Below are 25,696 nucleotides of genomic sequence, written 5' to 3'. Positions count from 1 at the left end.
CTCCTCGAAGGCGGCCCGGTAGCGGTCGAGCAGCACCCGGCCGACGGTGACGGCGTTCGCGCCGGTCAGCCGATCCAGCCGTGGCTCTTCGCCAGCTGCAGCATCGCGGCGCGGACCTGGAGGATCTGGGTGCCGGTCAGCGACGGGGCGGACTCCAGCAGCGCCTCGGTGACGTCGTCGAGGTAGTCGTCGGAGGCCAGCGGGTCGTCGTCGTCCACCGGGCGGAGCACCGCGCCGCGCTCCACGACCGGGGCCTTCGGGTCGACGCCCGGGGCGAGCTGGACCGAGGACGCCTTCGGGCCGCGGTCGCCGTCCTCGATCTCGAAGACCACCGACAGACCCGTCCGGATGTAGGACTCCGGGATCAGCAGGTCGTTGACGTGCAGGAACACGTCCTCCCCGCCCTGGTCCGGAGCGATGAACCCGTAACCCCGCGAACCGTCGAACCGCACCACGCGACCGGCAACCATGCCAACCCCCAAGACACCTTTTGGGCCCCATGCCCGAAACCTGCGCCCGAGGATAGTCCCGACACGGCGGCGAGGCGAACCCGGGCGTCCGCGACCGGCCGGGCGCACCGGGCGGCGCGCCCGGGCGGGCGGTCGACTCGCCTGCCGGGCGGCCGTGTCGCCGGTCCCCGGGACGCCGTCGGCGAGGCCGTGGGGCAGCAGGACGGTGCCGCGCGGGCTCGCGGCCGGGGGTGCGAGCAGGGTGAGGTTGGCGGGGACGGCGCCGCTGCCGAAGACCTGCTTGCCGGTGCCGAGGACGATCGGGCGCGCCCACAGGTCGATCCGGTCGAACAGCCGCTCCCGCAGCAGGGTCTGCACCAGGTCGAGGCTGCCGACCGCCCGGATCCGCTCGTGCCGCTCCCGGATCTCCCGGACGGCGGCGGGCAGGTCGGGGCCGAGCAGGCGCGAGCCCGCCCGGTCGAGCGCGGGCTCGCCGCGCGAGGCCACGTACTCGGGGACGGAGTCGAACAGCCGCGCGAACGGGTTGTCCCCGGCGGTGGGCCAGTACGCGGCGAAGATGTCGTACGTCCGGCGCCCCAGCAGCAGCGCGTCGGTGCCCTGGTACGCGGCGTCGACCTGCGCGCCCGCCACCTCGTCCAGCAGCGGGGCCTGCCAGCCGCCGCACGCGAAGCCCTCCGGGTCCTCGTCCGGGCCGCCGAACTCGTCGGCGGCCGGGGGGCTTTCCGGTCGACCGTCCCGGGCGCTTCCTGCTAGGTTCGCGGACGCCCCGTCCGGGGTGGTGGGTCGACGCGTCGCCGAGAGGGTGAGGTTGATGGTTGCCGGGAGCGAGTTCCGTCACGTCCCCATCCGGGCCGCGGACTGAGCCGGCTGCTGCCGCCGGCGGTCCGGGCCGCTTCACCACTCCGGAGTTCTTCCCTCATGCAGAGTGTTCCCCTCCGTCCTGTTCCGCCTTCCGTCCCGCGTGCCGTCCCGCGTGCCGTCCCGCCTGCCGTCCCGCCTGCCGTCCGGCGTCCGCCGGGCCGGCTGCGGCTGCTCGTGCTGGGCGGGACCCGTTTCGTCGGCCGCGCCCTGGTCGAGGCCGCCCTCGCCGCCGGGCACCGGGTGACGCTGTTCAACCGCGGCCTGTCCGCGCCCGGGCTGTTCCCGGGTGTCGAGACCGTCCTCGGCGACCGCACCGCCGACCTGTCCGCGCTGGCCGGGCGGAGCTGGGACGCCGTGGTCGACGTGGCCGGCTACGAGCCGGAGGCGGTCCGCCGCTCGGTGGCCGCGCTGTCCGGGCGGGTCGGCCGGTACGTCTTCGTCTCCTCGCTGTCGGTGCTCGCCGACCAGGCCACCGTGCAGGACGAGGACGGCGAACTGCTCGACCTCGACCGCGAGTTGCCGCCCCACCAGCTGTACGGGGCGCGCAAGGCCCGCTGCGAGCGGATCGTCCTGGACGCCTTCGGCGAGCGCGCGAGCGTGGTCCGCCCCGGCCTGATCGTCGGGCCGCACGACAGCACCGACCGCTTCCCGTACTGGCCGCGGCGCTTCCGGCGCGGCGGCCGGGTGCTGCTGCCGGGCGACCCGGCCGACCCGGCGCAGTTCATCGACGTCCGCGACCTGGCGGCGTGGATCCTGGACTGCGTCACGGCCGGGCGCGGCGGCCCGTACCACGTCACCGGGCGGCCGCTGCCGTTCGGCGAGTTCTTCGCCGCCTGCCGGGCGGTGGTGAACCCCGCCGCCGAACCGGTCTGGATCGACAGCGCCCGCCTGCTGCGGGCCGGGGTCGAACCGTGGATGGGCGTGCCGATGTGGATCGCCTCGCCCGAGTGCGCGGCGATCAACCGGGTCGACGTCTCCCGGGCGCTGGCCGCCGGGCTGGCCTACCGTCCGCTGGCCGAGACCATCGCCGACACCCTGGCCTGGGACACCGCGCGCGGCGGACCCGCCCCCGACGCGCGGGGACTGGCCGCGGAGGGGCTGAGCGCGGCGGCCGAACGGCGACTGCTGGAACTGCTGGAGCCCCTGGGCTGACGGCCCGCCCGCCTGCCCGCCTGGGAGCGGGCGGGCGGGCGGTCAGTCCGGTTCGCGGGCCGAGGCGACGGCCTCCCGGACCTCGGCGGCCGGGTCGGTGGCGAGGGTGTCGAGCAGGGCCTCGGCGCGGGGGGTGGCGCGGCGGTCGGCCTTCCAGACCACGGCTTCGCGGACCCGGGGGTCGGGGTCGGCGGCGAGGGTGTCGAGCAGGTCCTCGGTGCCGGGGGTGTTCCAGTGGCCGAGCGCCCAGACCAGGGCCTCGCGGACCCGGGGTTCGGGGTGGGCGGCGAGCGGGGCCAGCGCGCGGAGCGGGCCGCGGCGGCGCATGCCGAACCAGTGCAGGGCGTCGTCGAGCGCGGCGGGGTCGCCGTCGGCGGCGGCGATCCGGGCCAGCAGGACGGGGACGGGCGGCGGCGGCCCGTCCAGCGGGTGCGGCATCCGTTCGCGCAGCCGGCGGCCGCCGTACCCGCCGCGGACCACGCAGCCGAAGCAGGTGCAGGGCCGGGTGCCGTGCGCGTCCGGCTTGTAGCGCCAGCCGACCACCTGCGGGGCGGTGCGGATCCGGTGCACCTCACCGGGCCGCACCGCCCGGGGCACGAACACCTCCCAGCCGCGCGGGTCCTCCCGCCCGGCGATCAGCCGCACCGCCTCGGCGGCCGTCACCAGCCGGCGCTCCTCCCGCTTCCGCCCGGAGTACCGCCCGGCGTAGTGCCCGGCCCACACCTCCAGCCCGTCGTCCAGCCGGACGTGCACCGCAACCAGCCCGCCCCTGCTCCCGCCCCGGGCCAGCTCGCGCAGCCACTGGTGGGTGAGCGTGTACGAGGGCAGCACCGGGAAGACGTACGAGCCGCGCGCCCCCTCCGGCCCCCGGCTGTCGGCCCTGATCCCGGAACGCCGGATGCGCGGCGCGTCGGCCGCCGAGGTGAGGTGCACGAACATCGCCATGACACCGGATGCTACGTGCCCGGGCCCGACCGCTCCGCCGATTTTGCGGCGCTCGAACCGCGCCGGTGGGCCTGGTGGGGCGGCGCACCGGTGGGCCGACGTCCGGGCGCCGGGGCGTCCCCACAGAAGTCCCGGCGCACAGGCGTCGGCCGGGTTGCTCGACGGGCCCGGCGGTCGCGGGGATGGGGGGTCCGCGGCCGCCGGGCCCGAGGATGAGCGGCGCACCGGGGGTTCCGGCTCCTGTGGCCGGTGCCCTCGGCACTCGTCGAGGACCCTAGGCGGCGGCTGTTACCCGGCCGTTACTGACGCCCCGTCACCCGCCACCCGCCGTCCGCACCCCCGCCCCGGCCTCATGACCGGACGGCGGCGGCGGTGCGGGCGGGGCGCGGCCAGTCCGGGATGTCCCGGACGTGGATCCGGTCGTCGCACCAGGCGCACTCCCACTCGCCGAGGTCGATGTCGTAGGCGAGCCGCCCGCAGTGCACGGGGATCGGCTGGCTACCCAGAGAGGTGGTCTTCCAGTCGGCGCGCGACGGCGGCGCCGCGTTCGTTTCGCTCATGGGAGGGAGCGTGGCAGGCCCCACTGACGAACAGTCAGGTCCGGGGCCGTCCGGCGGCCGGGCGCAGCAGCAGTGCGGCGGCCAGGGCGGCGAGCAGGGCGAGGGCGGCGGAGACCAGCAGGCACAGCCGCATGCCGTCCAGGAAGGAGTCGCCGAGGGCGGCCGTCGCGCGGCCGGTGGCGGGGCCGAGGTCGAGGCCGGCGACGGCGCCGAGGCCCTGGTCGCGGGCGGTGTCCAGGAGGCGCGCGCGGGTGTCGGCGGGGACGCCCGCGTCGGCGAGCCGGCCGGGGAGGGCGTCCAGGGTGCGGGTGGTGAGCAGCGCGCCGAGGACGGCCGGGCCGAGCGCGGCGCCGACCTGGCGGATCGCGTTGTTGCCGGCGGCGGCCATCCCGGCGAGGTGGAACGGGACGGCGGAGACCGCGGTGGCGGTCATCGGGGTGAGGACGGCGCCCATGCCGAGGCCGAGCAGCACCAGGCGCCAGGACAGCGCGGGGTAGGAGGTGGCGGCGTCGACGCCGGTGAGGGTGAGCAGCGCGGCGGCGATCAGCAGCAGGCCCGTGGTGATCAGCAGCCGGGGCGCGACCCGGTGCATCAGCCGTCCGACCGGGAGGCCGGCCAGCAGCGAGGTGCCGGTGACCAGGACCAGCCGCAGCGCGGCCTGCAGGGTGCTCAGGTGCTGCACCATGCCGAAGTACAGGCTGAGGACGAAGACGTCAGCCTGGACCTGGTGGTGCGCTCCTTCGGCGGCCTCGGCGCCACCTCCTGGACGGCCGCAGGTCCCCCGCTGAGCGCCGCGCAGATCGGGCAGCTGACCGCCGACCGGCCCGTCCCGGCCGACCCGCCGCGGCCGATCGGCGAGGAGGACCTGCCGCTGCTGCGGGCCCTGGCCGAGGACGGCCGGGCCACCCACACCCGCCTCGCCGAGCTGACCGGCTGGTCCACGCCCCGGGTCGCCCGTCGGCTGGCCGCGCTGGAGGCGGCCGGGTCCCTCTCCTACGACGTCGACGTGCTGCCGGAACTGCTCGGCTACGAGCTGAACGCCACCCTGTGGCTCCAGGTCGACCTGGCCCGGCTGCACCGGGTCGGCGAGGAGCTGGGCGGCCATGGCGAGTGCGCGTTCGCCGCCGCGATCAGCGGCCGGCACAACCTGATGGCGGTGGTGATCTGCCGCGACACCCCGGACTTCTACCGCTACCTGACCACCCGGCTGGCCCTGGTCGAGGGCATCGCGGGCTACGAGATCAGCGTCCGGGTCCGCCGCCTCAAGCAGTCCGCGTCACTCGTCCACCGCGGCCGCCTGATCCACCCCGGCCTGGCCTGAGCCCCTGCCGTCCCGGCCCGGCCCCCGCTCCGCCGGACGCCCCGCCGGACTCTCCGCCGCGCTCCGGCGCAGCGCGCGGGCGGCCAGCCAGAACAGGACGCCGCCGGCCAGGAACCACGGGTTCCAGAGCTCCAGCGTCCAGGCCCGCTGGGCCCGGCTCACCGCGCCGTCCAGCCCGGTCGCGTCCGTCAGCAGCAGCACCTCGACCAGCGCCCCGCGCGCCAGCAGCAGCACGCCCACCCACCGACCCGCCCACTCGACCGCCCGGCGCCACCGCGACGCCGCCCCCGCCCGTGCCAGCAGCACGCCCAGGCCCGCGCCCGCCAGGCAGGCCGCCGCCACGCCCCACAGCCCGGCCGCCACGAACCAGCCGGGCCGCTCCGCCGCGAGCCGCTCCCCCGCCGAGACGGCCAGCCCGTGCGACCCACCGACCGCCCAGTAGACGTGCGCGGCGGCGAACGCCCCCGCCCAGCCGGCCGCGCCGTAGCCCCAGCCGCCCCTCCCCGCCCGCATCCCGTCCCCCGCCGTCCGTCGTCCTTGGCCCTTGGCCCTTGGCCCCTGGTCCGTGCCGCTCCGAATGGCCAGTCTGCCAGCGGCGGAGGCTGATTGACGGTTGATCAGATCATCCGGAAGCGGAGGGTGCGGCCCGGGCGGGTCTGGGCGGCGAGCCGGAGGTCGTCCTCGTGGACGGTGGCGATGACGGGGTAGCCGCCGGTGACGGGGTGGTCGGTGAGGAAGAGGATCGGGCGGCCGTCGGGCGGCACCTGGAGGGCACCGGGGAGGGCCGCCTCGGAGGGGAGTTCGCCGGGGCGGGCGCGGGTGAGGGCCGGGCCGTCGAGGCGGATGCCGATCCGGTCGGAGCGGGAGGTCACGGTGTAGCGGGCGGTGCACAGGGCGGTGCGGGCCTCGGGGGTGAACCAGTCGTCGCGCGGGCCGGGGACGATCCGCAGCACCGGTTCGGCGGGGAAGGGGCGCTCGGGGGCCAGGTCGGCGGCGGGCCAGTGCGCGGTGCGGGTGCCGACGGGGAGCAGGTCGCCGGGGGCGAGGCGGGCCGGGCCGAGCCCGGAGAGGGTGTCGGTGGAGCGCGAGCCGAGGACCGGGGGGACGTCGATGCCGCCGCGGACCGCGAGGTAGACCCGCAGGCCGTGGACGGGGCTGCCGACGGTGAGGCGCTCCCCGGGCGCGAGCAGGACCGGGGCGTGGGTGTCGACGGCGCGGCGCCCGACCCGGGCCGGGCACGGCGGGCCGGCCAGCGCGACGGTGGTGTGCCGACCGGCCTCCAGCACGAGGCCGCCGTAGGGGGCCTCGATCCCGGCGGCGTCCTCGTGGTTGCCGACCAGCCGGTTGGCCAGCCGCAGGCTGCGCGGATCGGCGGCACCGGACGGGCTGACGCCCAGGGCGGCGTGCCCGGGCCGGCCGAGGTCCTGGACGGTGGCGCCGAAGCCCGCGCCGATCACACGGAGCGTACGGGGACTGGGGCTGGTACGGGCACTGGGGCTGGTACGGGGGCTGGGCATGGGCGGACTCCGGCCTGCGGCAAGGGCGTTCGGGACGGTCGGACGGCGGTCGGGCCGAGAGCCGGACGGCAGTCGGGGCGACAGCCGGACGGCGGTCAGACGGCGGTGAAGCGGACGGCGGTGCCCGGCGTGAGCGGGGTCGGCGGGTCGGCGGACGGGTCCCACAGGGGGTGCCGGGTGGTGCCGAGCAGCTGCCAGCCGCCGGGCGACTCGCGCGGGTAGACGCCGGTGAACTCGTCGGCGAGCGCGACCGCCCCGGCCGGGACCCGGGTGCGGGGCGCGGCCCGGCGCGGGACCCGCAGGGCGGGGTCGACTCCGGTGAGGTACGCGAAGCCGGGGGCGAAGCCGCAGAACGCGACGCGGTAGGCGGCGGCGGTGTGCCGGGCGACGACCTGGGCGGGCGTCAGGCCGGTGAGCCGGCCGATCTCGGCGAGGTCCTCGCCGTCGTAGCGGACCTCGATGGTGACGGGGGCGGCGCCGGCGGCGGGGGCGGCCCGCAGGTCGAGGGCGCGCAGCGCGGCGCCGAGCCGGGCCGGATCGGTGCGGGCCGGGTCGTAGTGGACCAGCACGGTGCGGGCGGCGGGGACGAGTTCGCCGGTGCCGGGCGGCGGGTCGTCGAGCAGGGCGGCGTGCAGCCGGGCGGCCCGGTCGAGGTCCTCGACCTCGACCAGGACGGCCCGGGTGCCGTAGGGCAGGACGCGCATCGCGGGTGGGTGCTCCTCTGCACGGTCGGGGGCGCAACCCGGTCGGACGCACCTGTGGTGACACATTTCACCACTCACCCCTTTACCCCGGAGGGGGGCGGGAGTCTAGTACTGCAACAGTGCTTACCCTGACGAGGCTTCAGCTCTTGGGCTGTGGCCTCGTCTCTTGTAATGGCTGGTCCGGGCCTGTTGTTGGCGTCTGCGGCGCCATCGGGACCAGTGCAGGACGTGGCCTATGCTGCGGCGGACAGGCCGGGTGAGCTGCGTGATCAGCCGGCGGATCTCGGGGAGGGTGAGGGGTACCAGGTCTGGCGTTCGAGCGGGTCCGGCCCCTTTTCGAGCTGCTGGGCCCGCACGACGGTGAGGTAGGCGTGGGCGGCCATGGCCAGGGTGATGTGCCGGTACCAGCCCGGGTGGCGGCGGACCTGGTAGTCGTCGAGGCCGCACTGGCCTTTCGCGGTCTGGAAGCACTCCTCGATCGCCCAACGGGCGCCCGCGACGGCGATCAACTCGTTGAGTGTGGCCTCGGCCGGCGCGTAGGCGATGTAGTAGGCGACCTTCGTGGGATCGCTGATGCTGCGGCGGGCCAGGACCCAGTGCCTGCGGTCAGGACGGTGCCAGGGGCGGACCTCCACGCGAGCCCAGTCGTAGATCCGCAGGCCGTGGGCGCCCTCGCCGCAGGAGCGGCGCTTCCACCTCTGCCGGGGCAGGTCGGCGACCAGGTCGTGCAGCCGATGGTCCATGGCCTGCCAGGTGACGACGGTGTCGTGGCTGGTGGTGGCCATGACGTGGAAGACGTCGGCCTGCTCGAGTTCGTAGCGCCAGCCCTTGCTGTAGCCGTAGCCGGCATCCGCGGTCACCCAGCGGAACGGGATCTTGTCGTCGATCGCGCGGCGGACCATCGCCCGTGCGAGCTGGACCTTGGTGGCGAACTCGACCTCGTCGCCGATCCCGGCCGTTCGGCAGCGCACGCGGTCGTCGGTCCAGGACTTCGGCAGGTAGAGCGCCCGGTCGATCAACGTCCGGCCCAGCTCGCTGGAGTAGGCGAGGAAGACTCCGACCTGGCAGTTCTCGGTCCGCCCCGCGGTGCCGGAGTACTGCCGCTGGACGCCGGCTGACCGCACGCCCTTCTTCAGGAAGCCGGTGTCGTCCACGATCAGCACGCCGCAGGGATCCGCCAGGTGCTCGACGACGTACTCGCGCACGTCGTCGAGCACCCCGTCCGCGTCCCAGTCGATGCGGTTCAGCAGCCTCTGGATCCGGTCCGGCCCGCCATGGCCGGCCTCCTCCGCCACCGTCCAGCCGTTCTTGCGCTCCAACGGCGCCAGCAGGCCCCGCATGTAGGCCAGTGCCGACTCGCGCGACTCGCTCCGCGCGAACCGGTGAGCAAACCGCTCGTGCAGGTCGGCCAGCCCGTCCGACCAGCGACGAGCATCGACCTCGGATATGTCTCCACCCATGAACCGCCCAACGAGCGAACCCAACAACCGTCACGGTAAGCACCGTTGCAGTACTAGGTTCCTGCGTTCAAGGGGAAGCACTCACCCTGAACCCGGAACACCCGCACGAAGCACGCGCACACCTACGCATCACGCACACGCCTACGCATCACGCACACGCATCACGCACACGGAACGCGCCCGGCAGCACCCTCCTCCGACGAGAGAGTACGAGCGATGTCTGGATACGACTCCCCGCCTTCCTCCACGGCCGCCTCGCCGCCCCGACGGCTCGGCGTGGTCGCCGAGTCCGTCGCCGGGGAGACCCGGGTGGCGGCGACCCCGGCCACGGTGCGCGGGCTGCTGGCCCTCGGCTACCGGGTGGTGGTCGAGTCCGGGGCCGGTGCGGCGTCCGGGTTCGACGACGAGGCGTACCGGGCGGCGGGCGCCGCCGTCGGGGACGCCTGGGCGGCCGACGTGGTGCTGAAGGTGAACGCGCCGTCGGACGCCGAGGTGGCCCGGCTGCGCGCGGGCACCACCCTGGTGGGGCTGTTGGCGCCCGCGCAGCGGCCGGAGCTGCTGGCGGCGCTGGCGGAGCGCGGGGTGACGGCGCTGTCGCTGGACGCGGTGCCGCGGATCTCCCGGGCGCAGTCGATGGACGTGCTGAGCTCGATGGCGAACATCGCGGGCTACCGGGCGGTGATCGAGGCGGCGCACGCGTTCGGCCGGTTCTTCACCGGGCAGGTGACCGCGGCCGGCAAGGTGCCGCCGGCGAAGGTGCTGGTGGCGGGCGCGGGCGTGGCGGGGCTGGCGGCGATCGGGGCCGCGTCGAGCCTGGGCGCGATCGTCCGGGCGACCGACCCTCGGCCCGAGGTGGCGGACCAGGTCAAGTCGTTGGGCGGCGAGTACCTGCCGGTGGAGGCGGCCCAGGAGGCGAGCACCGACGGGTACGCGAAGGCCACCTCGGCGGACTACGACCGGGCGGCGGCCGCGCTGTACCGGGCGCAGGCCGCGGACGTGGACATCGTGATCACCACCGCGCTGATTCCGGGCCGCCCGGCGCCGAGGCTGCTCACCGCCGAGGACGTGGCGGCGATGAAGCCGGGCAGCGTGGTGGTCGACATGGCGGCCGCGCAGGGCGGCAACGTGGCGGGCACGGTCGCCGGGCGGACGGTGGTCACCGACAACGGGGTGACCCTGATCGGCTACACCGACCTGGCGTCCCGGCTGCCCGCGCAGGCGTCGCAGCTGTTCGGCACCAACCTGGTGAACCTGCTGAAGCTGCTGACGCCCGGCAAGGACGGGCGGCTGGTGATCGACTTCGAGGACGTGGTGCAGCGCGCGGTGACGGTCGTCCGGGACGGCGCGACCACCTGGCCGCCGCCGCCGGTCGCGGTCTCGGCGGCGCCCGCCGCCGCTCCCCCGGCGCCGGCCGCCGCCGCGGCCCCGGAGAAGCGCCTCGCCCCGGCCGTCCGGTTCGGGCTGATCGGGGCCGGGATGCTGGCGCTGTTCCTGCTGGTCGCCTTCGCGCCGGCCCAACTGGCCGAGAACTTCACGGTGTTCGCGCTGGCCGTGGTGATCGGCTACTACGTGATCGGCAAGGTCCACCACGCCCTGCACACACCGCTGATGTCGGTGACCAACGCGATCTCCGGGATCGTGGTGATCGGCGCGCTGCTGCAGATCGGGCACGAGAGCACGCTGGTCACGGTGCTGTCCTGCGTGGCGATCCTGCTGACCAGCGTGAACATCTTCGGCGGTTTCGCCGTCACCCGCCGCATGCTGAGCATGTTCTCGAAAGGCTGAGCCGAGATGACCTCCCTCACCGCCGCGCACGCCGCGGACCTGGTCGCCGCCCTGCTGTTCATCCTCAGCCTGGCCGGCCTCTCCCAGCACCGGACCTCCCGGGCGGGCGTGGCCTACGGCATCGCGGGCATGGCCCTCGCGCTGACCGCCACCGTCGTGGTCGCCTCCCGGACGATCAGCGCCGGCGCGGTCGCGCTGATCCTGCTGGCGACGGCGGTCGGCGCGGCGATCGGCCTGTGGCGGGCCCGCCGGGTCGAGATGACCCAGATGCCGGAGCTGATCGCCGTCCTGCACAGCTTCGTCGGCCTGGCCGCCGTGCTGGTCGGCTGGAACAGCTACCTGGAGGTGGAGCGGCACGGCGACGCGCAGACCGCGGTCGCCGCCGACCTGCTGACGATCCACCACGCCGAGGTGTTCATCGGGATCTTCATCGGCGCGGTCACCTTCACCGGCTCGATCGTCGCCTACCTGAAGCTCTCCGCCAGGATCGCCTCCCGCCCGCTGGTGCTGCCCGGCAAGAACCTGCTCAACCTGGGCGCGCTGGGCGCGTTCGCGGCGCTCACCGTCTGGTTCACCGCCTCCCCCTCGCTCGGGCTGACGGTCGCGGTGACCGTGCTGGCCCTGCTGCTCGGCTGGCACCTGGTCGCCTCGATCGGCGGCGGCGACATGCCGGTCGTGGTCTCCATGCTGAACAGCTACTCGGGCTGGGCGGCCGCCGCCGCGGGCTTCCTGCTCGACAACAACCTGCTGATCGTCACCGGCGCGCTGGTCGGCTCCTCCGGCGCCTACCTCTCGTACATCATGTGCAAGGCGATGAACCGCTCCTTCCTGTCCGTCATCGCCGGCGGCTTCGGCATCGAGGCCCCGGCGAGCGGCGACGCCGAACAGGGCGAGCACCACGAGATCAGCGCCCGGGAGACCGCCGAACTGCTGGCCGCCGCCAAGTCCGTGATCATCACCCCGGGCTACGGCATGGCCGTCGCCCAGGCCCAGCACCCGGTCGCCGAGCTCACCCGCCGGCTGCGCGAACGCGGCGTCGAGGTCCGCTTCGGCGTCCACCCGGTGGCCGGCCGGCTCCCCGGCCACATGAACGTCCTGCTCGCCGAGGCCAAGGTCCCCTACGACATCGTCCTGGAGATGGACGAGATCAACGACGACTTCCCCGACACCACCGTCGTCCTGGTCATCGGCGCCAACGACACCGTCAACCCCGCCGCCCTCGACGACCCCGCCAGCCCGATCGCCGGCATGCCCGTCCTCCGCGTCTGGGAGGCCGAACACGTCGTCGTCTTCAAACGCTCCATGGCCTCCGGCTACGCGGGCGTCCAGAACCCGCTGTTCTTCCGCGACAACACCGCCATGCTCTTCGGCGACGCCAAGCAGAGCGTCGACCAGATCCTCCAGTCCCTCGACTCCCTCGACCCGGCCCTCGCCTGACGGTCCGGCCCGGTCCGCCCGCGCGGCGCTCAGCCGCCGCCGGGGCGGACCAGGCCGGTCTCGTAGGCGATGACGACGAGTTGGGCGCGGTCGCGGGCGCCGAGTTTGGTCATGGCGCGGTTGACGTGGGTCTTGGCGGTGAGCGGGGTGACGAACAGCCGTTCGGCGATGTCGTCGTTGGAGAGGCCGGCCGCGACCAGTGCGACCACCTGTTGTTCGCGGGCGGTGAGGACGTCCAGGCGGGGGAGGGCGGCGCGCCGGACGGGGTCGGGTTGGGCGAGGAAGCGGCCGATCAGGGCCTTGGTGGCGGCCGGGGAGAGCAGGGCGTCGCCGGCCGCGACGAGGCGGACGGCGTCGAGGAGTTCGGCGGGGTCGATGCCCTTGCCGAGGAAGCCGCTGGCTCCGGCGCGCAGCGCCTCGGCGACGTACTCGTCGTTCTCGAAGGTGGTGAGGATCAGCACCTTGACGCCGGCCAGGTCCTCGTCGGCGGTGATCAGCGCGGTCGCGGCGAGGCCGTCCAGGTCGGGCATCCGGATGTCCATCAGGACCAGGTCGGCGCGGAGCGAGCGGGCCAGCGCGACGGCCTCCCGGCCGGTGCCGGCCTCGCCGACCACCTCCAGGTCGGGTGCGGAGTCGATCAGCAGCCGGAAGGTGCCGCGGAGCAGGGCCTGGTCGTCGGCGAGCAGGACACGGACGGTCATCGGCAGCCCTTCCGGCCGGTGCGGTCGGGCAGCGGCAGTTCGGCGTGGACGCGGAAGCCGCGGCGGGGGCGGGGCCCGGCGGTGAGGGTGCCGCCGGCGGCGCGGGCGCGTTCGTACATGCCGATCATGCCGTGTCCGGTGCCCTCGCCGCCGGGTCCGGTGCCGCGGCCGTCGTCCTCGACGGTGACCCGGAGGAGGTCGGGGGTGAAGTCGAGGCGGACCACGGCGGTGGCGGGGCCGGCGTGCTTGTGGGTGTTGGTGAGGGCTTCCTGGATGATCCGGTAGGCCGTCAGGTCGGTGATCGGCGGGAGGCCGTCGGCGGCGGGGCCGGCGGGGGCGCCGGTCGCGGGCCCGGAGCGTTCCAGGGTGACGGCCAGGCCGGAGTGCCGGAAGGCGTCGAGCAGGTCGTCGAGGCCGGCCAGGCCGGGGGCGGGTTCGCGCGGGGCGGCGGCGGCCTGGTCGCCGCTGTGGCGGAGCAGGCCGACGGTGGCGCGGAGTTCGTCGAGGGCGGCGCGGCTGGTGTCGCGGATCCGCTCCAGGGCCTGGTAGGCGTGGTCGGGGTCGGTGCGCATCAGGTGGTGGGCGACGCCGGCCTGGGTGTTGACCAGGGTGATGTGGTGGGCGACGACGTCGTGGAGTTCGCGGGCGATCCGCATCCGCTCCTCGGTGACCCGGCGGCGGGCCTCCTCCTCCCGGGTGCGTTCGGCCCGTTCGGCGCGTTCGACGGCGGAGGCGAGCAGTTCGCGGCGGCTGCGGACGGCGTCGCCGATCGCCACCGACAGGCAGGGCCAGGCGATCAGGCCGAGGTTCTGCGGGAGTTCCTCCAGGCCGGGGCGGACGATCAGCGCGGTGAGGGTGAGCGCGGCGGCCGCGCAGCAGCCGGTGCGCCAGGCGGTCCGCCGGTCGGTGCGGGTGCCGACCGCGTACAGCGCGAAGCCGACGGCGACCATCGAGATGCCGAGGGACTCCGGGCGGCGGCCGGGGGCGAGCGGGACCAGCAGCAGTTCGGCGACGCCGATCGCGACGGTGCAGGCCGCCACCGCGACCGGCCGGCGGCTGCGGGCCAGCAGCGGCAGGCAGGAGGCCAGCAGGAGCAGCAGGTAGCCGCCGATCGAGGCGTCGCGGTGGTAGGCGGTGGCGGCGCTGACCGGCGCGGCCAGCAGGAAGCAGGACAGGGCGATCGCCGCGTCGGTCCGCGCCGGGCTGCCGCCGAGCCACCGTCTGAGCTTCCGCGTCGTCATTCGCACTCCTTCACGGTACGCACGGTGCGCGGCGGAGCCCGGCCGGTAGGGGGGTGACCGGCCGGGCTTCGCGTTCAGGGGGTGGGGATCTCCGGGGATGTCCCGGGGGGGATCTCCGGGGTCAGGGGGTCAGGGGGTCAGGGGGTCAGTGCCGGGCGTCGGCGGGCTCGCGGGTGCTCTCCGGCGCGGCGGCGGGCGCCGGGTCGGGCTCGCCCTCGACCGAGACGTGCGGCAGCAGGCGGTCGAGCCAGCCCGGGAGCCACCAGTTGGCGGCGCCGAAGCGGTGCATCAGGGCGGGCACCAGGACCATCCGCAGCACCAGCACGTCGAGCAGGACGGCGAGCGCCAGGCCGAGGCCGAACTCGGCGATCATGCGCTGCCCGCCGAACAGGAAGGCGGCGAACACGCAGGCCATGATGACGGCGGCGGCGGTGATGACCTGGCCGGTCTCGCCGTGGCCGATCCGGACCGAGCGGTGGTTGTCGCGGGTGTGGGTCCACTCCTCGTGCATCCGGCTGATCAGGAAGACCTGGTAGTCCATCGAGAGGCCGAACAGGATCGCGATGATCATGACGGGGGCGAACGCCTCGACCGGCCCGGCCGCGCCGACGCCGAGCGCCTCCGCGCCCCAGCCCCACTGGAAGACCGCGACGATCGCGCCGAACGCGACGCCCATCGTCAGCAGGTTCATCGCGACGCCGATCAGCGGCACCAGCAGGCTGCGGAAGGCCACCATCATCAGCAGGCAGCCCAGGCCGACGATGATCGCGATGAACAGCGGCAGCTTGGCGATCAGCACGTCGGCGAAGTCCGCGGCGGTGGCGGTGGCGCCGCCGACGTACACCTTCAGCCCGGTGCCGGCCTCGGCGGCGGGCACGGTGCGCTCGCGCAGCTCGGTGATCAGCGCGGAGGTCTTCGCGGACTGCGGCGAGGTGCTGGGCAGCACCTGGACGATGCCGACCCGCTGGCCCTCCTGGAGCGGCACGGCCACCACCCGGGCGACGCCGTCGACGCCCTCCAGCTCGCCGACCAGCTTCTGCAGCGCGGCCCGGTCGGCGGCCGCCGGGGCCTCGGCGACCAGCAGCAGCGGCCCGTTGGAGCCGGGGCCGAAGCCGTCGGCCAGCAGGTCGTACGCCTGCCGGGAGGTGGTGGACTTCGGGTTGTTGCCGGCGTCCGAGCTGCCCAGGCGCAGCGACAGCACCGGCAGCGAGACGGCGAGCATCAGGACGAGGGCGAGCAGCGCCTTGCCGGTCGGCCGGGCCTGCACCTCGGCGGCCCAGCGCGGCCAGAACCCGGCGGCGTGCTCCTCCAGCGGGCCCTGCCCGGCGAGGCGGCGGCGCTGGGCGCGGGAGAGCACCCGCAGCTTCAGCAGGCCGAGCAGCGCGGGCAGCAGGGTGATCGCGGCCAGCACGGTCAGGCCGACGGTGAGCGCGGCGGAGACCGCCATGCCGTTCAGGAAGCCGATGCCGAGGATCAGCATGCCGAGCAGCGCGATCACCACGGTCAGGCCGGCGAACAGCACGGCCCGGCCGGAGGTGTTCAGCGCCTTCGCGGACGCCTCCTCGACGCTCAGCCCGGCCATCAGGCCCTTGCGGTGCCGGTTGACGATGAACAGCGCGTAGTCGATGCCGACGCCGAGGCCGACCAGCACGCCGAGGGTCGGCGCGACCGAGGCGATGCTCATGCCGTGGCTGAGCAGGCCGGTGGCGATCACCCCGGTGCCGACGCCGGCCACCGCGGTGAGGATCGGCAGCGCGGCCGCCCACGCGGAGCGGAACACCAGGGTCATCACGACCAGCGCGGCGACGATGCCGATGATCTCGCTGGCGCCACCCATCTCCCGCTCGGTGTCCTGCACGGCCTGCCCGCCGAGCTGCACGTCCAGGGTGTCGGTGCGGGCCTGCTTCGCGAGGTCGATCACGTGCTCGACGTCGGCCTTCGGGACGGCGTGCGCGTCGCCGGTGAAGGTGACCTGCGCGTAGGCGGTGGTGCCGTCGGCGCTGACCTGGGCCGCGCCGCGCTCCTCGTACGGGCTCACCACGGCGGCGACCGACGGGCTGTGCGCGATGGCGTCCAGCACCCGGGTCATCCGCTCCTTGACGGCCGGGTCGCCCACGCCGCCGGCCCCGGTGTGCCACACCACGGTGTCGGTGTCGCCGGCCGCGGCGGGCAGCTGCTCCTTGAGCAGCTCCAGCGCCCGGGTCGACTCGGTGGCCGGCATCGCCATGCTGTCGCTGTACCTGGTGCCGGCCGCGCCGGAGGCAGCCCCCAGGCCGACCAGCAGCCCCAGCCACAACAGCACGGTGACGAGCCGGTGCCGGTGGCACCAGCGTGCGAGGACGGTCATGCACACTCCCGTGGTCGGCCTGCGCCGGGCCATCGCCGGCCCTTCTCCAGGTCTCCTCCACCCTCCCCGCCGGACCGCCCGGTGTCGTCCCCCGCCCGCGGACTCCCCGCGTACCGCGGGCGCGGTACCCGGCCGCCGCCCACTACCGCGCCCGCAGGCCCCGCCCGGTTCACCGGTCGGGGCCTGCGGTCACCGGTCGCCGGTCACTGCCAGTCGTCCGTCCCGCCGAGCAGGGACACCAGCACCAGGCCCGGGTCGTCCTCCTCGGCGGTCCACCGGTCGTAGGCGGGGTCCAGGAACAGGCAGAGCTGAAGCCGCCACGGCAGCCGGTAGCGGTGCGTCAGCACGGTCCGGCCGTCCCGGGTGAGGGTGACGCGCCGGCTCAGCAGGAGCCGGCCGGTCCGGTGGCGGATCCCCGTCCGGCCGTCGACGACCGCCGACCGGTCGCCGATCCGCAGGACCCGACGGCCGTCCTGCTCCTCCCGCAGCTCCGCGACCGCCCGGCCGAGCCGCCCCGACCACAGCACGCCGGACCGGTCCGCTGCCACCTCTCCCACCCCGCGTCCCCCGTCCTCCAGGCCCCTCGCCATCCTGGCCCGGCCCGACCGACGGCACAAGGACGGACCGGCGCGGGGACGGACGCCGGGCGGTCAGCGGCCGCGCGGGGTCCGCCGGGTGACGGTGGCGGTGGCGGCGAGGGCCAGGGCCAGGACGGTGAGGGCCGTGCCGAGGAGGACGGTCAGCGCGATCTCCCCGGCGGCGGCAGCCCGCAACTGGCGGGGAGTGCCGCCGGCCGCGATGGCGATCAGCAGCGCGGCGAGCGCGTCGGTAAGTCGGGCGTCGGTGGCGTAGTCGTCCAGGGCGTAGCGGAGCGCGTCGTGGACGGCGCTGCCCGGGACGGCGACCGCCGCGACGCCCGCCGGGACGAACACGTCGTCGTTCAGGGCCGCCGGGTCGTGGGCCCGCACCAGGGCGCGGGGCAGGACGAGGTCGCCGCGGGCCGGGTCGTCGGGCAGCACCCGGGAGACCCGCAGCGGCACGACCCGCTGGAACGGCTGAGCCCGCGCGAGCGGGAGGTGCTGGGCCTGATGGCGCAGGGCCGCTCGAACGCGAACCTGGCCGCCGAACTCTTCGTCAGCGACGCCGCCGTGAACAAGCACATCGGCAACATCTTCGCCAAGCTCGACCTCCCGGCGGACGCCGACGGCCACCGGCGGGTGCTGGCGGTGCTGCGCTTCCTCGGCGTCTGACGCCCGGCCCGCCCGCGCCCTCACGCGCGGGTCGCGGGCGCGGATGCGGGCTCGGATGCGGGGGCGGATGCGGGCGCGGTTGTGGGGGCGATCACCGCATTTCGTTCCATGAACGTTCAGGAAGCGGGTCCTGATCGTGCGGCGTCAAGTCCCTAGGGTCTCCTTCGGCTACGGAGGAAGGGGCTTCATGGACGCGCGCCTCGCGGTCCGGGCCCGGGGTGTCGGCAAGCACTTCGGGGACGTCATCGCGCTCGACGGGGTCGACCTGGAGGTGGGGCCGGGGCGGGTGCACGGCCTGGTGGGGCCCAACGGGGCGGGGAAGACCACGCTGTTGGGGCTGCTGCTCGGCCTGGCCGTCGCCGACCGGGGCGCGCTGGAGATCCTGGGCACGCCGGTCGGCCGCGCGCTGACCGCCCCGGACGGGGTGGCGGGGTTCGTGGACGGCCCCGGGCTTTACCCCTCCTTGACCGCTCGGCAGAACCTGGCGGCGCTCGGGGCGTTGCGCGGCGGGCGCGGGGCGGGGGTCGGCGAGGCGTTGGAGCAGGTCGGGTTGACGGAGGTCGCGGACGACCGGGTGGGCGGGTTCTCGCTGGGGATGCGGCAGCGGTTGGGGTTGGCGGCGGCGCTGCTGTCGCGGCCGCGGCTGCTGGTGTTGGACGAGCCGTCCAACGGGCTGGATCCGGCGGGCAAGCGGCACGTGCACGGGGTGCTGCGCCGCCTGGCGTCGGAGGGGACGGCGGTGGTGCTCTCCAGTCACCGGATGGACGACCTGGAGGCGCTCTGCTCGGAGGTGACGATCCTGCACACCGGGCGGGTGGCGTTCTCCGGGCCGCTGGACGAACTCGCCGCGCGCAACGACGAGTTGGACTACCGGCTGCTGACCTCCGACCCCGACCGGGCCCGGCGCACCGCCGCCGGCACCACCGGCGTCCGCCTGCTGCCGGACGACGCGGCCGGCCGGCTGGTGGTCCGGGCCGGGGTGCCCGGCCTGGACGCGCTGGTGGCCCGGCTGGTCGGGGACGGCGTCGCGGTGCGCGAACTCACGCCCGTGGTCTCGCCGTTGGAGGCCGCCCTGCTCACCCTGACCGAGTCGCGGGGAGCGGAAGCGGAAGCGGGAGCGGAAGCGGGAGCAGAGGGAGGGGTGCGATGAGTGCGGGTGGCGCGGTGCCGGTCCTGCGGGCGTACCGGTTCGAGGTGGTGAAGCTGGTCGCGCAGTGGCGGATCCGGCTGCTGGTGCCGGTCTGCTGGCTGGCGCCCGCGCTGTTCGTGGCCGCCGTGAGCCGACAGGCCACGCTGCCGACCGACACCCTGTTCGGACGGTGGATGCACGCCACCGGCTGGGCCGGGCCGCTGGTGGTACTCGGCTTCGCCGGGAGCTGGGCGCTGCCGCTGCTGACCTCGCTCGTCGTGGGCGACGTGTTCGCCGCCGAGGACCGGCTCGGCACCTGGCGGCACCTGCTGGTCGCCGTCCGCTCCCCGCGCCGGATCTTCGCCGCCAAGGCCCTGGCCGGCCTCAGCGTGCTGGCCGCCCTGGTCACCGGACTCGCCGTCTCCGGCGCGGTCGGCGGCCTGCTCGCGGTCGGCCACCACCCGCTGGTCGGCCTCGACGGCTCCCCGCTCTCCCCCGGCGACGCCGCGTCCCGGGTCGCACTCGCCTGGCTGTGCGCCCTCGCGCCCACTCTCGCGCTGGCCGGCCTCGGCCTGCTCGGCTCGGTCGCCCTCGGCCGCTCCCCGATGGGCCTGCTGCTGCCCGCCCTGGCGGCCCTGGTGCTGCAACTGGCCCAACTGCTGCCGCTGCCGGTCGGGTTGCGTCTCGCGCTGCCCGGCTACGCGTTCGTCTCCTGGAACGGTCTGTTCACCGGCCCCGTCCAGTGGGGTCCGCTGCTGATCGGCGTCGCGGTCAGCCTGCTGTGGGCCGCGGTGAGCACGGCCTGCGCCTACCTGCTGTTCCTGCGACGGGACTTCACCAACCCGGTGCACGACGCCCCGGGCCGGCCCGCGCTCCTGCTGGGCGCGCTCCCGCTGGCCGGGCTGCTGGCCGCCGGCGCGGCGGTGCTGCTGCCGTCGGCGGGCGGCGGTTCGGGCATCGGGCAGGAGAAGGTGCAGCGCGCGGTGGCCACCGCCTTCGGGCACCTCTACCGCCTGCAGACCGCCGAGTTGAACCGCCCGGACGCCACCGAGCAGCAGCTCGCGGTGACGGCCTCCTGCGACAAGGGCAGCACCCTGGTCGAGCCGGAGGGCCCGGGCAACGACTGGCGCTGCACGGTGTCCTGGCACCTGCCGGGGACCGAGGCCACCGGCACGGCCGTCTACCAGCTGGACGTGGCCCCCGACGGCCGGTTCGTCGCCGACGGCGACGGGCCGAAGGAGGTGAACGGCTACTTCCTGGTGCGCACGCCCGTCGGCGACGCGCCGAACCCGCTCTGGCAGTTCGACGGGAACGTCGAGCTGCTGCCGGCTCCGTAGAAGCAGTCCGTAGAAGCAGTCCGCAGAAGGGACAGCAGCATGCAGGTCACCCGTCGCCGTCTGAGTGACGACCTCGAAGCACCGGCCGCCCGCCCGGCCGCCCGCCACCGCCGCCGGACGCTGGTGACGGCCGCCGCCACCGCGGTGGTGCTGACCGCCGGCGCGGGCGTCGGCTTCGCGCACGGCACCGACGCCTTCGGCACCGACCAGGTCGGGCAGTCGTACGAACTGGGCCAGTTGGTGTCCGACAACCAGTACGTCGACCCGTACGGCGAGCGGCTGGTCATCCCGAACGGCAAGATCATGTCGTCGACGGTCAGCCCGGACGGCGCCCACCTGGCGGCCTCGGTCGCCGACGGCGGCGCCGCGCTGGTCATCGTGGACGTGCGGAGCTGGAAGGTGCGGCAGGTCGTCGGCTCCGGCGCCGCGTCGGTGCCGCAGATCAGCGGCAACAGCGTCGGCCAGGAGGGCCCGACCTACTCGCCGGACGGCAAGCAGCTCTGGCTCGGCCAGCCGGACGGCTACACCCGGTTCACCGTCGCCCCGGACGGCAGCGTCAGCGGCCCGGTGTCCGTGAAGATCGCCAAGAGCGGTTCGCAGCAGGCCCTGGTCTCCGGCCTGGTCTTCTCGGCGGACGGTTCGACCGCGTACGCGGCGGTCAACGGCCAGAACCGGGTGGTCGCCATCGACACCGCCGCCGGCACGGTCACCCGGAGCTGGACGGTCGGCAACGCGCCGCGCGGCCTGGCGCTGTCCGGCGGCAAGCTCTACGTCAGCAACGAGGGCGGCCGGCCGGCCCGGCCCGGCGAGAGCACCATCAACTCGTACGGCACCCAGGTCCCGGCCGACCCGGAGACCGGCGCGGCCACCACCGGCACGGTCAGCGTGATCGACCTGGCACACCCCTCCAACGCGCCGGCCGGTATCGACGTCGGCCTGCACCCGACCGCCGTGTACGCCAAGAACGGCACGGTGTTCGTCACCAACACCGGGACCGACAGCGTCTCGGTGATCGACACCCGCCGCGACCAGGTGGTCCAGACCATCGCCACCCGGCCCTGGTCGGAGGCGTCGATCGGCTACGAGCCGAACGCGGTGGCGCTGACCGACGACGGCCGCCTCCTGGTCACCCTCGGCCGGGCCAACGCGATCGCCGTCTACCGGTACGCGGGCCCGCAGGAACCGGCGAGCTACGTCGGGCTGCTGCCCACCGACTACTTCCCCGCCGAACTCGCCGTCTCCGGCAAGGACGTCCTGGTCTCGAACACCCGCGGCATCGACGCCCGCCGCGACACCACCGCCGCCGGGCACGGGACGCACGACACCACCTCCAGCGTGGTGCGCTTCACGCTGCCCGGCGACCAGGAGATCCGCAAGCAGACCGCGAAGGTCTTCGCGCGGAACAACTGGACGAAGAACGCGGCGAAGAGCGCAACGGGCGACAAGGCCAAGGCCGTTCCCGTCCCGGAGAAGATCGGCGACCCGTCGACGATCAAGCACGTCTTCCTGATCGTCAAGGAGAACCGGACGTACGACCAGCTGTTCGGCGACCTCCCGCAGGGCAACGGCGACCCGGCACTCGCCCAGTTCGGCGCGAACGTGACACCCAACCAGCACGCGCTGGCCCGGCAGTTCGGCCTCTACGACAACACGTACGACATCGGCACCAACTCCGCCGAGGGCCACAACTGGCTGATGCAGGCCGACAATCCGGAGTACACCGAGTCCTCGGCGGGCGAGTACCTGCGCAGCTACGACACCGAGGACGACGCGCTCGGCCACCAGGCGAGCGGCACGCTGTGGAGCGGCGCGCAGGCGGCCGGGCGGAGCGTGCGGGACTTCGGCGAGTTCCACCAGTTCCTCGCCAAGCCGGCCGACGCGAGCTGGCAGAACCTGTACTGCGACACCAGGAACATGGCCGCCACCGGGGCCGGTTCGGCCTACCGGCTGGTGTCCTCCTCGCCGATCCCGTCGCTGAACCGGGTGTCGGTGCCGGCCTTCCCGAAGTTCGACACCAGCGTGCCGGACGTCTACCGCGCCCAGATCTGGAAGCAGGACTTCGAACGGAACGGCCCCGCCGACCTGAACATGCTCTGGCTCTCCAGCGACCACACCGGCGGGCCCGCCAACGCGGCCGCCCAGGTCGCCGACAACGACCTCGCGGTCGGACAGATCGTCGACGAGATCAGCCACAGCCCGTACTGGGACTCCTCGGCGGTCTTCGTGGTCGAGGACGACTCGCAGGCGGGCCTGGACCACGTCGACGGGCACCGGGCGCCGATCCAGGTGATCAGCCCGTACGCCCGGCACGGCGTCGTCGACAGCCGCTACTACTCGCAGATCAACATGATCCGCACCATCGAGCAGATCCTCGGGATCAAGCCGATGAACCAGAAGGACACCGCCGCCACCCCGATGACCGGCGCCTTCACCCGCACCCCCGACCCCGCCCCGTTCACCGCCCTGCCCAACCGCACCTCGCTCACCAACGGCCTCGCCACCCCGCCCCCCTGCGGCCCGGACGTCCCGGCCCCGGCGGACCCGGCGGCCGCCGCCGCCCCGACCGGGAGCGTCCCCGCCCCGGCGGCGGACCTCGCGGCGAAGTGGTCGGACTGGAAGAAGCAGCAGCACCTGACCGGCCCCGACGCCGTGCCGGACCGCGCCAACCCGGCCCAGCTGAACCACCTCACCTGGTACGAGGCCCACGACTGGCAGCAGCCCTACCCGGGCGAGCACACCCTCCTCGCCCCGGCCGACGTCCCGGGCGCCGTCCTCCCCTCCGCCGAGCTCGACGGCTGACCGCACCCCGGGCCCGAGCCCGTTCGGAGCGGGGCGGTCGAGGCCCGCTCCCCCGGTTGTCGGCTCCTCGGCGAGAGGCGCCTCCACGATCGTTCGCACCGTCGAGCCGCGTGACCTCCCGCGACCGAGTCGGTCGGTGCCGCAGGCGCTCGGGCCGGCCGCGGACCAGCGCTTCGCGCCGGTCGCCACGGCGTCCGGCGCGCGCGGACGGCCGCGTCGCCTCCCGTGGCGGGGAGGCGGCGCGGCCGTCGGGTCGGCGGGCGGTGCGGCGGGGTCAGCCGGTCCGGAACTCCGCGTGCAGCCGCCGGGTGTGGTCCAGGACGCGGACCGGGCCGTCCAGGCGGACGGTGGCGGTGAGGCGGGGGTCGGTGCTGGCGGCGGCGATCCGCAGTTCCAGGGCGCCGGGTTCGACGATCCGGCGGTGGTCGCGGCCGGTGTGGGAGGCCAGGTCGGCGGGGACGGTGATCCGGACCAGGGTGCTCTCGCCGGCGTCGAGTTCGATCCGGCGGTAGCCGATCAGCCGCTGCACCGGCTGGACCACGCCGGCGACCGGGTCGTGCAGGTAGAGCTGGACGGTCTCGCTGCCGGCCCGGTCGCCGGTGTTGCGGAGCGTGAAGGCGAGCTCGAACTCGCCGTCGGTGCCGGTGGTCTCGCGGTCGACGGCGAGGCCGGTCCACTCGAAGGCGGTGTAGCCGAGGCCGTGGCCGAAGCCGAACGCGGGCGTCGGGTCGGTGCTGGAGACCTCGCTGGGGCCGGCCAGCCGGGCCGCCAGGTAGGTGGAGGGCTGGACGCCGGGCCGGGCCGGGATGCTGACCGGCAGCCGGCCGGACGGGTTGATCCGGCCGCTGAGCACGCCGGCCACCGCCTCGGTGCCGGCCTCGCCGGGGAAGAACGCCTGCACCAGGGCGGCGGCCCCGGTGACCGCCCGGCCCAGCGCGTACGGCCGGCCGGCCAGCAGCACCGGCACCACCGGCGTCCCGACGTCCAGCAGCGCGTCCAGCAACTGCTGCTGGACGCCCGGGAGTTCGAGCAGTTCGACGTCGCAGCCCTCGCCGCTGGTGCCGCGTCCGAACAGGCCGGCCCGGTCGCCGAGCGCCAGCACCACCACGTCGGCCCGGCGGGCCAGGTCGAGGGCCTCGGCGAAGCCGGAGGTGTCCGGGCCGTCGACGCTCGCGCCGGCCGCCGTCCAGATCTCGGTGCCGGGGAACTCGGCGGCCAACGCCTGGCGCAGCGTGGGCAGTTCGATGCCGAGCGGGACGTCCGGGTGCTGGCCGCCGACGTGCACGGGGAAGGCGTAGCAGCCGAGCACCGCGGTCGGGGTGTCGGCGTTCGGGCCGATCAGCGCGATCCGGCGGGGCGCGCGCAGCGGCAGGGTGCCGTCGTTGCTGAGCAGCACGACGGCGCGTTCGGCGATCTCCCGGGCCAGTGCCCGGTTCTCCGGCGGGTCGAGGTCGACGGTGCCGCGCAGCGCGGACGGGTCGTCCAGCGGGCGGCCGGCCAGCGCGGCGGGGACGGCGTCCCAGTCCTCGTCCAGCAGGCCGAGTTCGGCCTTCTGGGCGAGCACCCGGCGCAGCGCCCGGTCGACGGTCGCGAGGGGGACGGTGCCGTCCTCGACGGCGCGCAGCAGCGGCTCGCCGAAGGTCTTGACGGTGGGCAGTTCGACGTCGACGCCGGCGGCCAGCGCGAGCGCGGCGGCCTCCGCCCAGTCGCCGGCCACGCCGTGCAGCACCTTGAGGAAGGCGATGCCGAAGTAGTCGGCGACCACGGTGCCGTCGAAGCCCCAGGTGTCGCGGAGCAGCCCGGTCAGCAGTTCCCCGTCGGCGGCGGACGGCACGCCGTCGGTGTCGGTGTAGGCGTGCATGACGGAGCGCGGCCGGCCCTCGCGGACGGCCATCTCGAACGGCGGCAGGATGACGTCGGCGCGCTCGCGGACGCCCATCCCGACCGGGGCGAGGTTGCGCCCGGCCCGGGAGGCCGAGTACCCGGCGAAGTGCTTGAGGGTGGCGACGACGCCCGCCGACTCCAGGCCGCGGACGTACGCGGCGGCGACCGTGCCGACCAGGTACGGGTCCTCGCCGATGGTCTCCTCGACCCGGCCCCAGCGGGCGTCCCGGACCACGTCGAGGACGGGCGCCAGGCCCTGGTGGACGCCGACCGCGCGCAGGTCGCGGCCGATCGCGGCGGCCATCCGCTCGACCAGCGGCGGGTCGAAGGCGGCGCCCCAGGACAGCGGCACCGGGTAGGCGGTGGCGCCCCAGGCGGCGAAGCCGGCCAGGCACTCCTCGTGGGCCAGCGCGGGGATGCCGAACCGGTTGGCGGCGGCGATCCGCTGCTGGCTGCGGGCCAGCGAGAGCGCGCCGAGCGCCGGGTCGACCGGGCGGGTGCCGAACGGGCGGGTCAGCTGGCCGAGGCCCTGCGGGAGCAGGTCGTCCAGGTCCGGCGGCTCCTCCATGTCGTGCTGGTGCGGGGCGACGTCGCCGCCCTCGTCGGAGGCGCCGACCCAGACGCCGATCAGCTGGGCCAGTTTCTCCGGCAGGGTCATCTCGGCGATCAGCGCGTCGGCGCGCTCCCCGGCGCTCAGCGCGCGGTCGCGCCAGCGGGGCGCGGGTGCGGGGGCGGCGGGGGCGGCGGTGCCGGGGGCTTCGGTGGGGGCTTCGGTGGGAACGGCCGGGTTCATCTC

Annotated in this window: 20 protein-coding genes and 2 pseudogenes; 8 read left to right on the top strand and 14 right to left on the bottom strand. The window is 75.1% G+C overall.

Features of this window, described 5'->3' with window-relative positions; genetic code table 11:
- Positions 1 to 65: 65 nt before the first annotated feature.
- Entirely contained in the window at positions 66 to 1,100 is a 1,035-nt protein-coding gene (locus KSE_RS46405) for a cold shock domain-containing protein (RefSeq protein WP_014139046.1), read from the bottom strand.
- 405 nt (positions 1,101 to 1,505) lie between these two features.
- Between KSE_RS46405 and KSE_RS29595 the strand changes: the two genes are divergently transcribed.
- On the top strand, positions 1,506 to 2,483 hold the full coding sequence (locus tag KSE_RS29595; protein ID WP_014139045.1) for an NAD-dependent epimerase/dehydratase family protein: 978 nt from the start codon (positions 1,506 to 1,508) through the stop codon (positions 2,481 to 2,483).
- Positions 2,484 to 2,525: 42 nt separating this feature from the next.
- Here the strand turns inward: KSE_RS29595 and KSE_RS29590 are convergent, their stop codons facing one another.
- The 3 genes and pseudogenes from KSE_RS29590 to KSE_RS43685 form a co-directional block, all read right to left on the bottom strand.
- Entirely contained in the window at positions 2,526 to 3,428 is a 903-nt protein-coding gene (locus KSE_RS29590) for a HEAT repeat domain-containing protein (protein ID WP_014139044.1), read from the bottom strand.
- A 350-nt stretch (positions 3,429 to 3,778) separates the two neighbouring features.
- Positions 3,779 to 3,988 carry a hypothetical protein gene (locus KSE_RS42380; protein WP_148283174.1) on the bottom strand — a complete coding sequence of 70 codons (210 nt, stop codon included), beginning with the start codon at positions 3,986 to 3,988 and terminating at the stop codon, positions 3,779 to 3,781.
- A gap of 34 nt (positions 3,989 to 4,022) precedes the next feature.
- Positions 4,023 to 4,697, bottom strand: a pseudogene (locus KSE_RS43685) (MFS transporter); the annotation flags it as partial.
- Between KSE_RS43685 and KSE_RS43680 the strand changes: the two are divergent.
- Positions 4,662 to 5,309 (top strand): Lrp/AsnC family transcriptional regulator, encoded by a 648-nt coding sequence (locus tag KSE_RS43680; protein ID WP_014139041.1) that lies wholly within the window; start codon positions 4,662 to 4,664, stop codon positions 5,307 to 5,309. The pseudogene KSE_RS43685 and the gene KSE_RS43680 overlap by 36 nt on opposite strands.
- Here the strand turns inward: KSE_RS43680 and KSE_RS29575 are convergent.
- From KSE_RS29575 to KSE_RS29560, 4 genes are all read right to left on the bottom strand, one after another.
- Positions 5,265 to 5,822 carry a DUF3995 domain-containing protein gene (locus tag KSE_RS29575; protein ID WP_014139040.1) on the bottom strand — a complete coding sequence of 186 codons (558 nt, stop codon included), beginning with the start codon at positions 5,820 to 5,822 and terminating at the stop codon, positions 5,265 to 5,267. The genes KSE_RS43680 and KSE_RS29575 overlap by 45 nt on opposite strands.
- 104 nt (positions 5,823 to 5,926) lie before the next feature.
- Positions 5,927 to 6,826 (bottom strand): 5-oxoprolinase subunit C family protein, encoded by a 900-nt coding sequence (locus KSE_RS29570; RefSeq protein ID WP_051055420.1) that lies wholly within the window; start codon positions 6,824 to 6,826, stop codon positions 5,927 to 5,929.
- Between the two features lie 95 nt (positions 6,827 to 6,921).
- Entirely contained in the window at positions 6,922 to 7,530 is a 609-nt protein-coding gene (locus KSE_RS29565) for a 5-oxoprolinase subunit B family protein (protein ID WP_014139038.1), read from the bottom strand.
- 269 nt (positions 7,531 to 7,799) lie between these two features.
- Positions 7,800 to 8,990 (bottom strand): IS701 family transposase, encoded by a 1,191-nt coding sequence (locus tag KSE_RS29560; protein WP_014133607.1) that lies wholly within the window; start codon positions 8,988 to 8,990, stop codon positions 7,800 to 7,802.
- 216 nt (positions 8,991 to 9,206) lie between these two features.
- Here KSE_RS29560 and KSE_RS29555 point away from each other — a divergent pair, with 216 nt between their 5' ends.
- Together KSE_RS29555 and pntB are read left to right on the top strand one after the other, a co-directional pair.
- A complete protein-coding gene (locus KSE_RS29555) occupies positions 9,207 to 10,775 on the top strand; it encodes a Re/Si-specific NAD(P)(+) transhydrogenase subunit alpha (protein ID WP_014139037.1) in 1,569 nt (522 codons plus the stop codon).
- A gap of 6 nt (positions 10,776 to 10,781) precedes the next feature.
- Positions 10,782 to 12,212, top strand: a complete 1,431-nt coding sequence (pntB, locus tag KSE_RS29550; protein WP_014139036.1) for a Re/Si-specific NAD(P)(+) transhydrogenase subunit beta — start codon at positions 10,782 to 10,784, stop codon at positions 12,210 to 12,212.
- Between the two features lie 29 nt (positions 12,213 to 12,241).
- On the opposite strand, the gene KSE_RS29545 is transcribed toward pntB, so the two are convergent.
- From KSE_RS29545 to KSE_RS43675, 5 genes are all read right to left on the bottom strand, one after another.
- Positions 12,242 to 12,913, bottom strand: coding sequence for a response regulator (locus KSE_RS29545; protein WP_014139035.1), 672 nt, complete (start codon positions 12,911 to 12,913; stop codon positions 12,242 to 12,244).
- Complete coding sequence (locus KSE_RS29540) at positions 12,910 to 14,154, bottom strand: sensor histidine kinase (protein ID WP_014139034.1); 1,245 nt, start codon at positions 14,152 to 14,154, stop codon at positions 12,910 to 12,912. Before KSE_RS29540 ends, KSE_RS29545 begins: the two co-directional genes overlap by 4 nt.
- 145 nt (positions 14,155 to 14,299) lie before the next feature.
- Positions 14,300 to 16,501, bottom strand: a complete 2,202-nt coding sequence (locus tag KSE_RS29535) for an MMPL family transporter (RefSeq protein WP_014139033.1) — start codon at positions 16,499 to 16,501, stop codon at positions 14,300 to 14,302.
- A gap of 203 nt (positions 16,502 to 16,704) precedes the next feature.
- On the bottom strand, positions 16,705 to 17,049 hold the full coding sequence (locus tag KSE_RS29530) for a hypothetical protein (protein ID WP_033260092.1): 345 nt from the start codon (positions 17,047 to 17,049) through the stop codon (positions 16,705 to 16,707).
- A 102-nt stretch (positions 17,050 to 17,151) separates the two neighbouring features.
- Positions 17,152 to 17,541, bottom strand: a complete 390-nt coding sequence (locus KSE_RS43675) for a hypothetical protein (RefSeq protein WP_148283173.1) — start codon at positions 17,539 to 17,541, stop codon at positions 17,152 to 17,154.
- On the opposite strand from KSE_RS43675, the pseudogene KSE_RS43670 reads away from it, so the two are divergent.
- The 4 genes and pseudogenes from KSE_RS43670 to KSE_RS29505 form a co-directional block, all read left to right on the top strand.
- Positions 17,542 to 17,751 (top strand): annotated as a pseudogene (locus KSE_RS43670) (response regulator transcription factor); the annotation flags it as partial.
- A gap of 187 nt (positions 17,752 to 17,938) precedes the next feature.
- Entirely contained in the window at positions 17,939 to 18,901 is a 963-nt protein-coding gene (locus KSE_RS29515; protein ID WP_014139029.1) for an ABC transporter ATP-binding protein, read from the top strand.
- Positions 18,898 to 20,217 carry an ABC transporter permease gene (locus KSE_RS29510; RefSeq protein ID WP_014139028.1) on the top strand — a complete coding sequence of 440 codons (1,320 nt, stop codon included), beginning with the start codon at positions 18,898 to 18,900 and terminating at the stop codon, positions 20,215 to 20,217. The genes KSE_RS29515 and KSE_RS29510 overlap by 4 nt, the downstream gene beginning before the upstream one ends.
- A gap of 39 nt (positions 20,218 to 20,256) precedes the next feature.
- A complete protein-coding gene (locus KSE_RS29505; protein WP_014139027.1) occupies positions 20,257 to 23,016 on the top strand; it encodes a bifunctional YncE family protein/alkaline phosphatase family protein in 2,760 nt (919 codons plus the stop codon).
- A 274-nt stretch (positions 23,017 to 23,290) separates the two neighbouring features.
- On the opposite strand, the gene KSE_RS29500 is transcribed toward KSE_RS29505, so the two are convergent.
- A complete protein-coding gene (locus KSE_RS29500) occupies positions 23,291 to 25,693 on the bottom strand; it encodes a beta-xylosidase/alpha-l-arabinosidase (protein ID WP_081539922.1) in 2,403 nt (800 codons plus the stop codon).
- Positions 25,694 to 25,696 lie beyond the last annotated feature (3 nt).

This window comes from Kitasatospora setae KM-6054, from assembly GCF_000269985.1.
In the GTDB taxonomy this organism is placed as follows: domain Bacteria; phylum Actinomycetota; class Actinomycetes; order Streptomycetales; family Streptomycetaceae; genus Kitasatospora; species Kitasatospora setae.
This window is presented reverse-complemented; position numbering and strand designations above follow the sequence as displayed.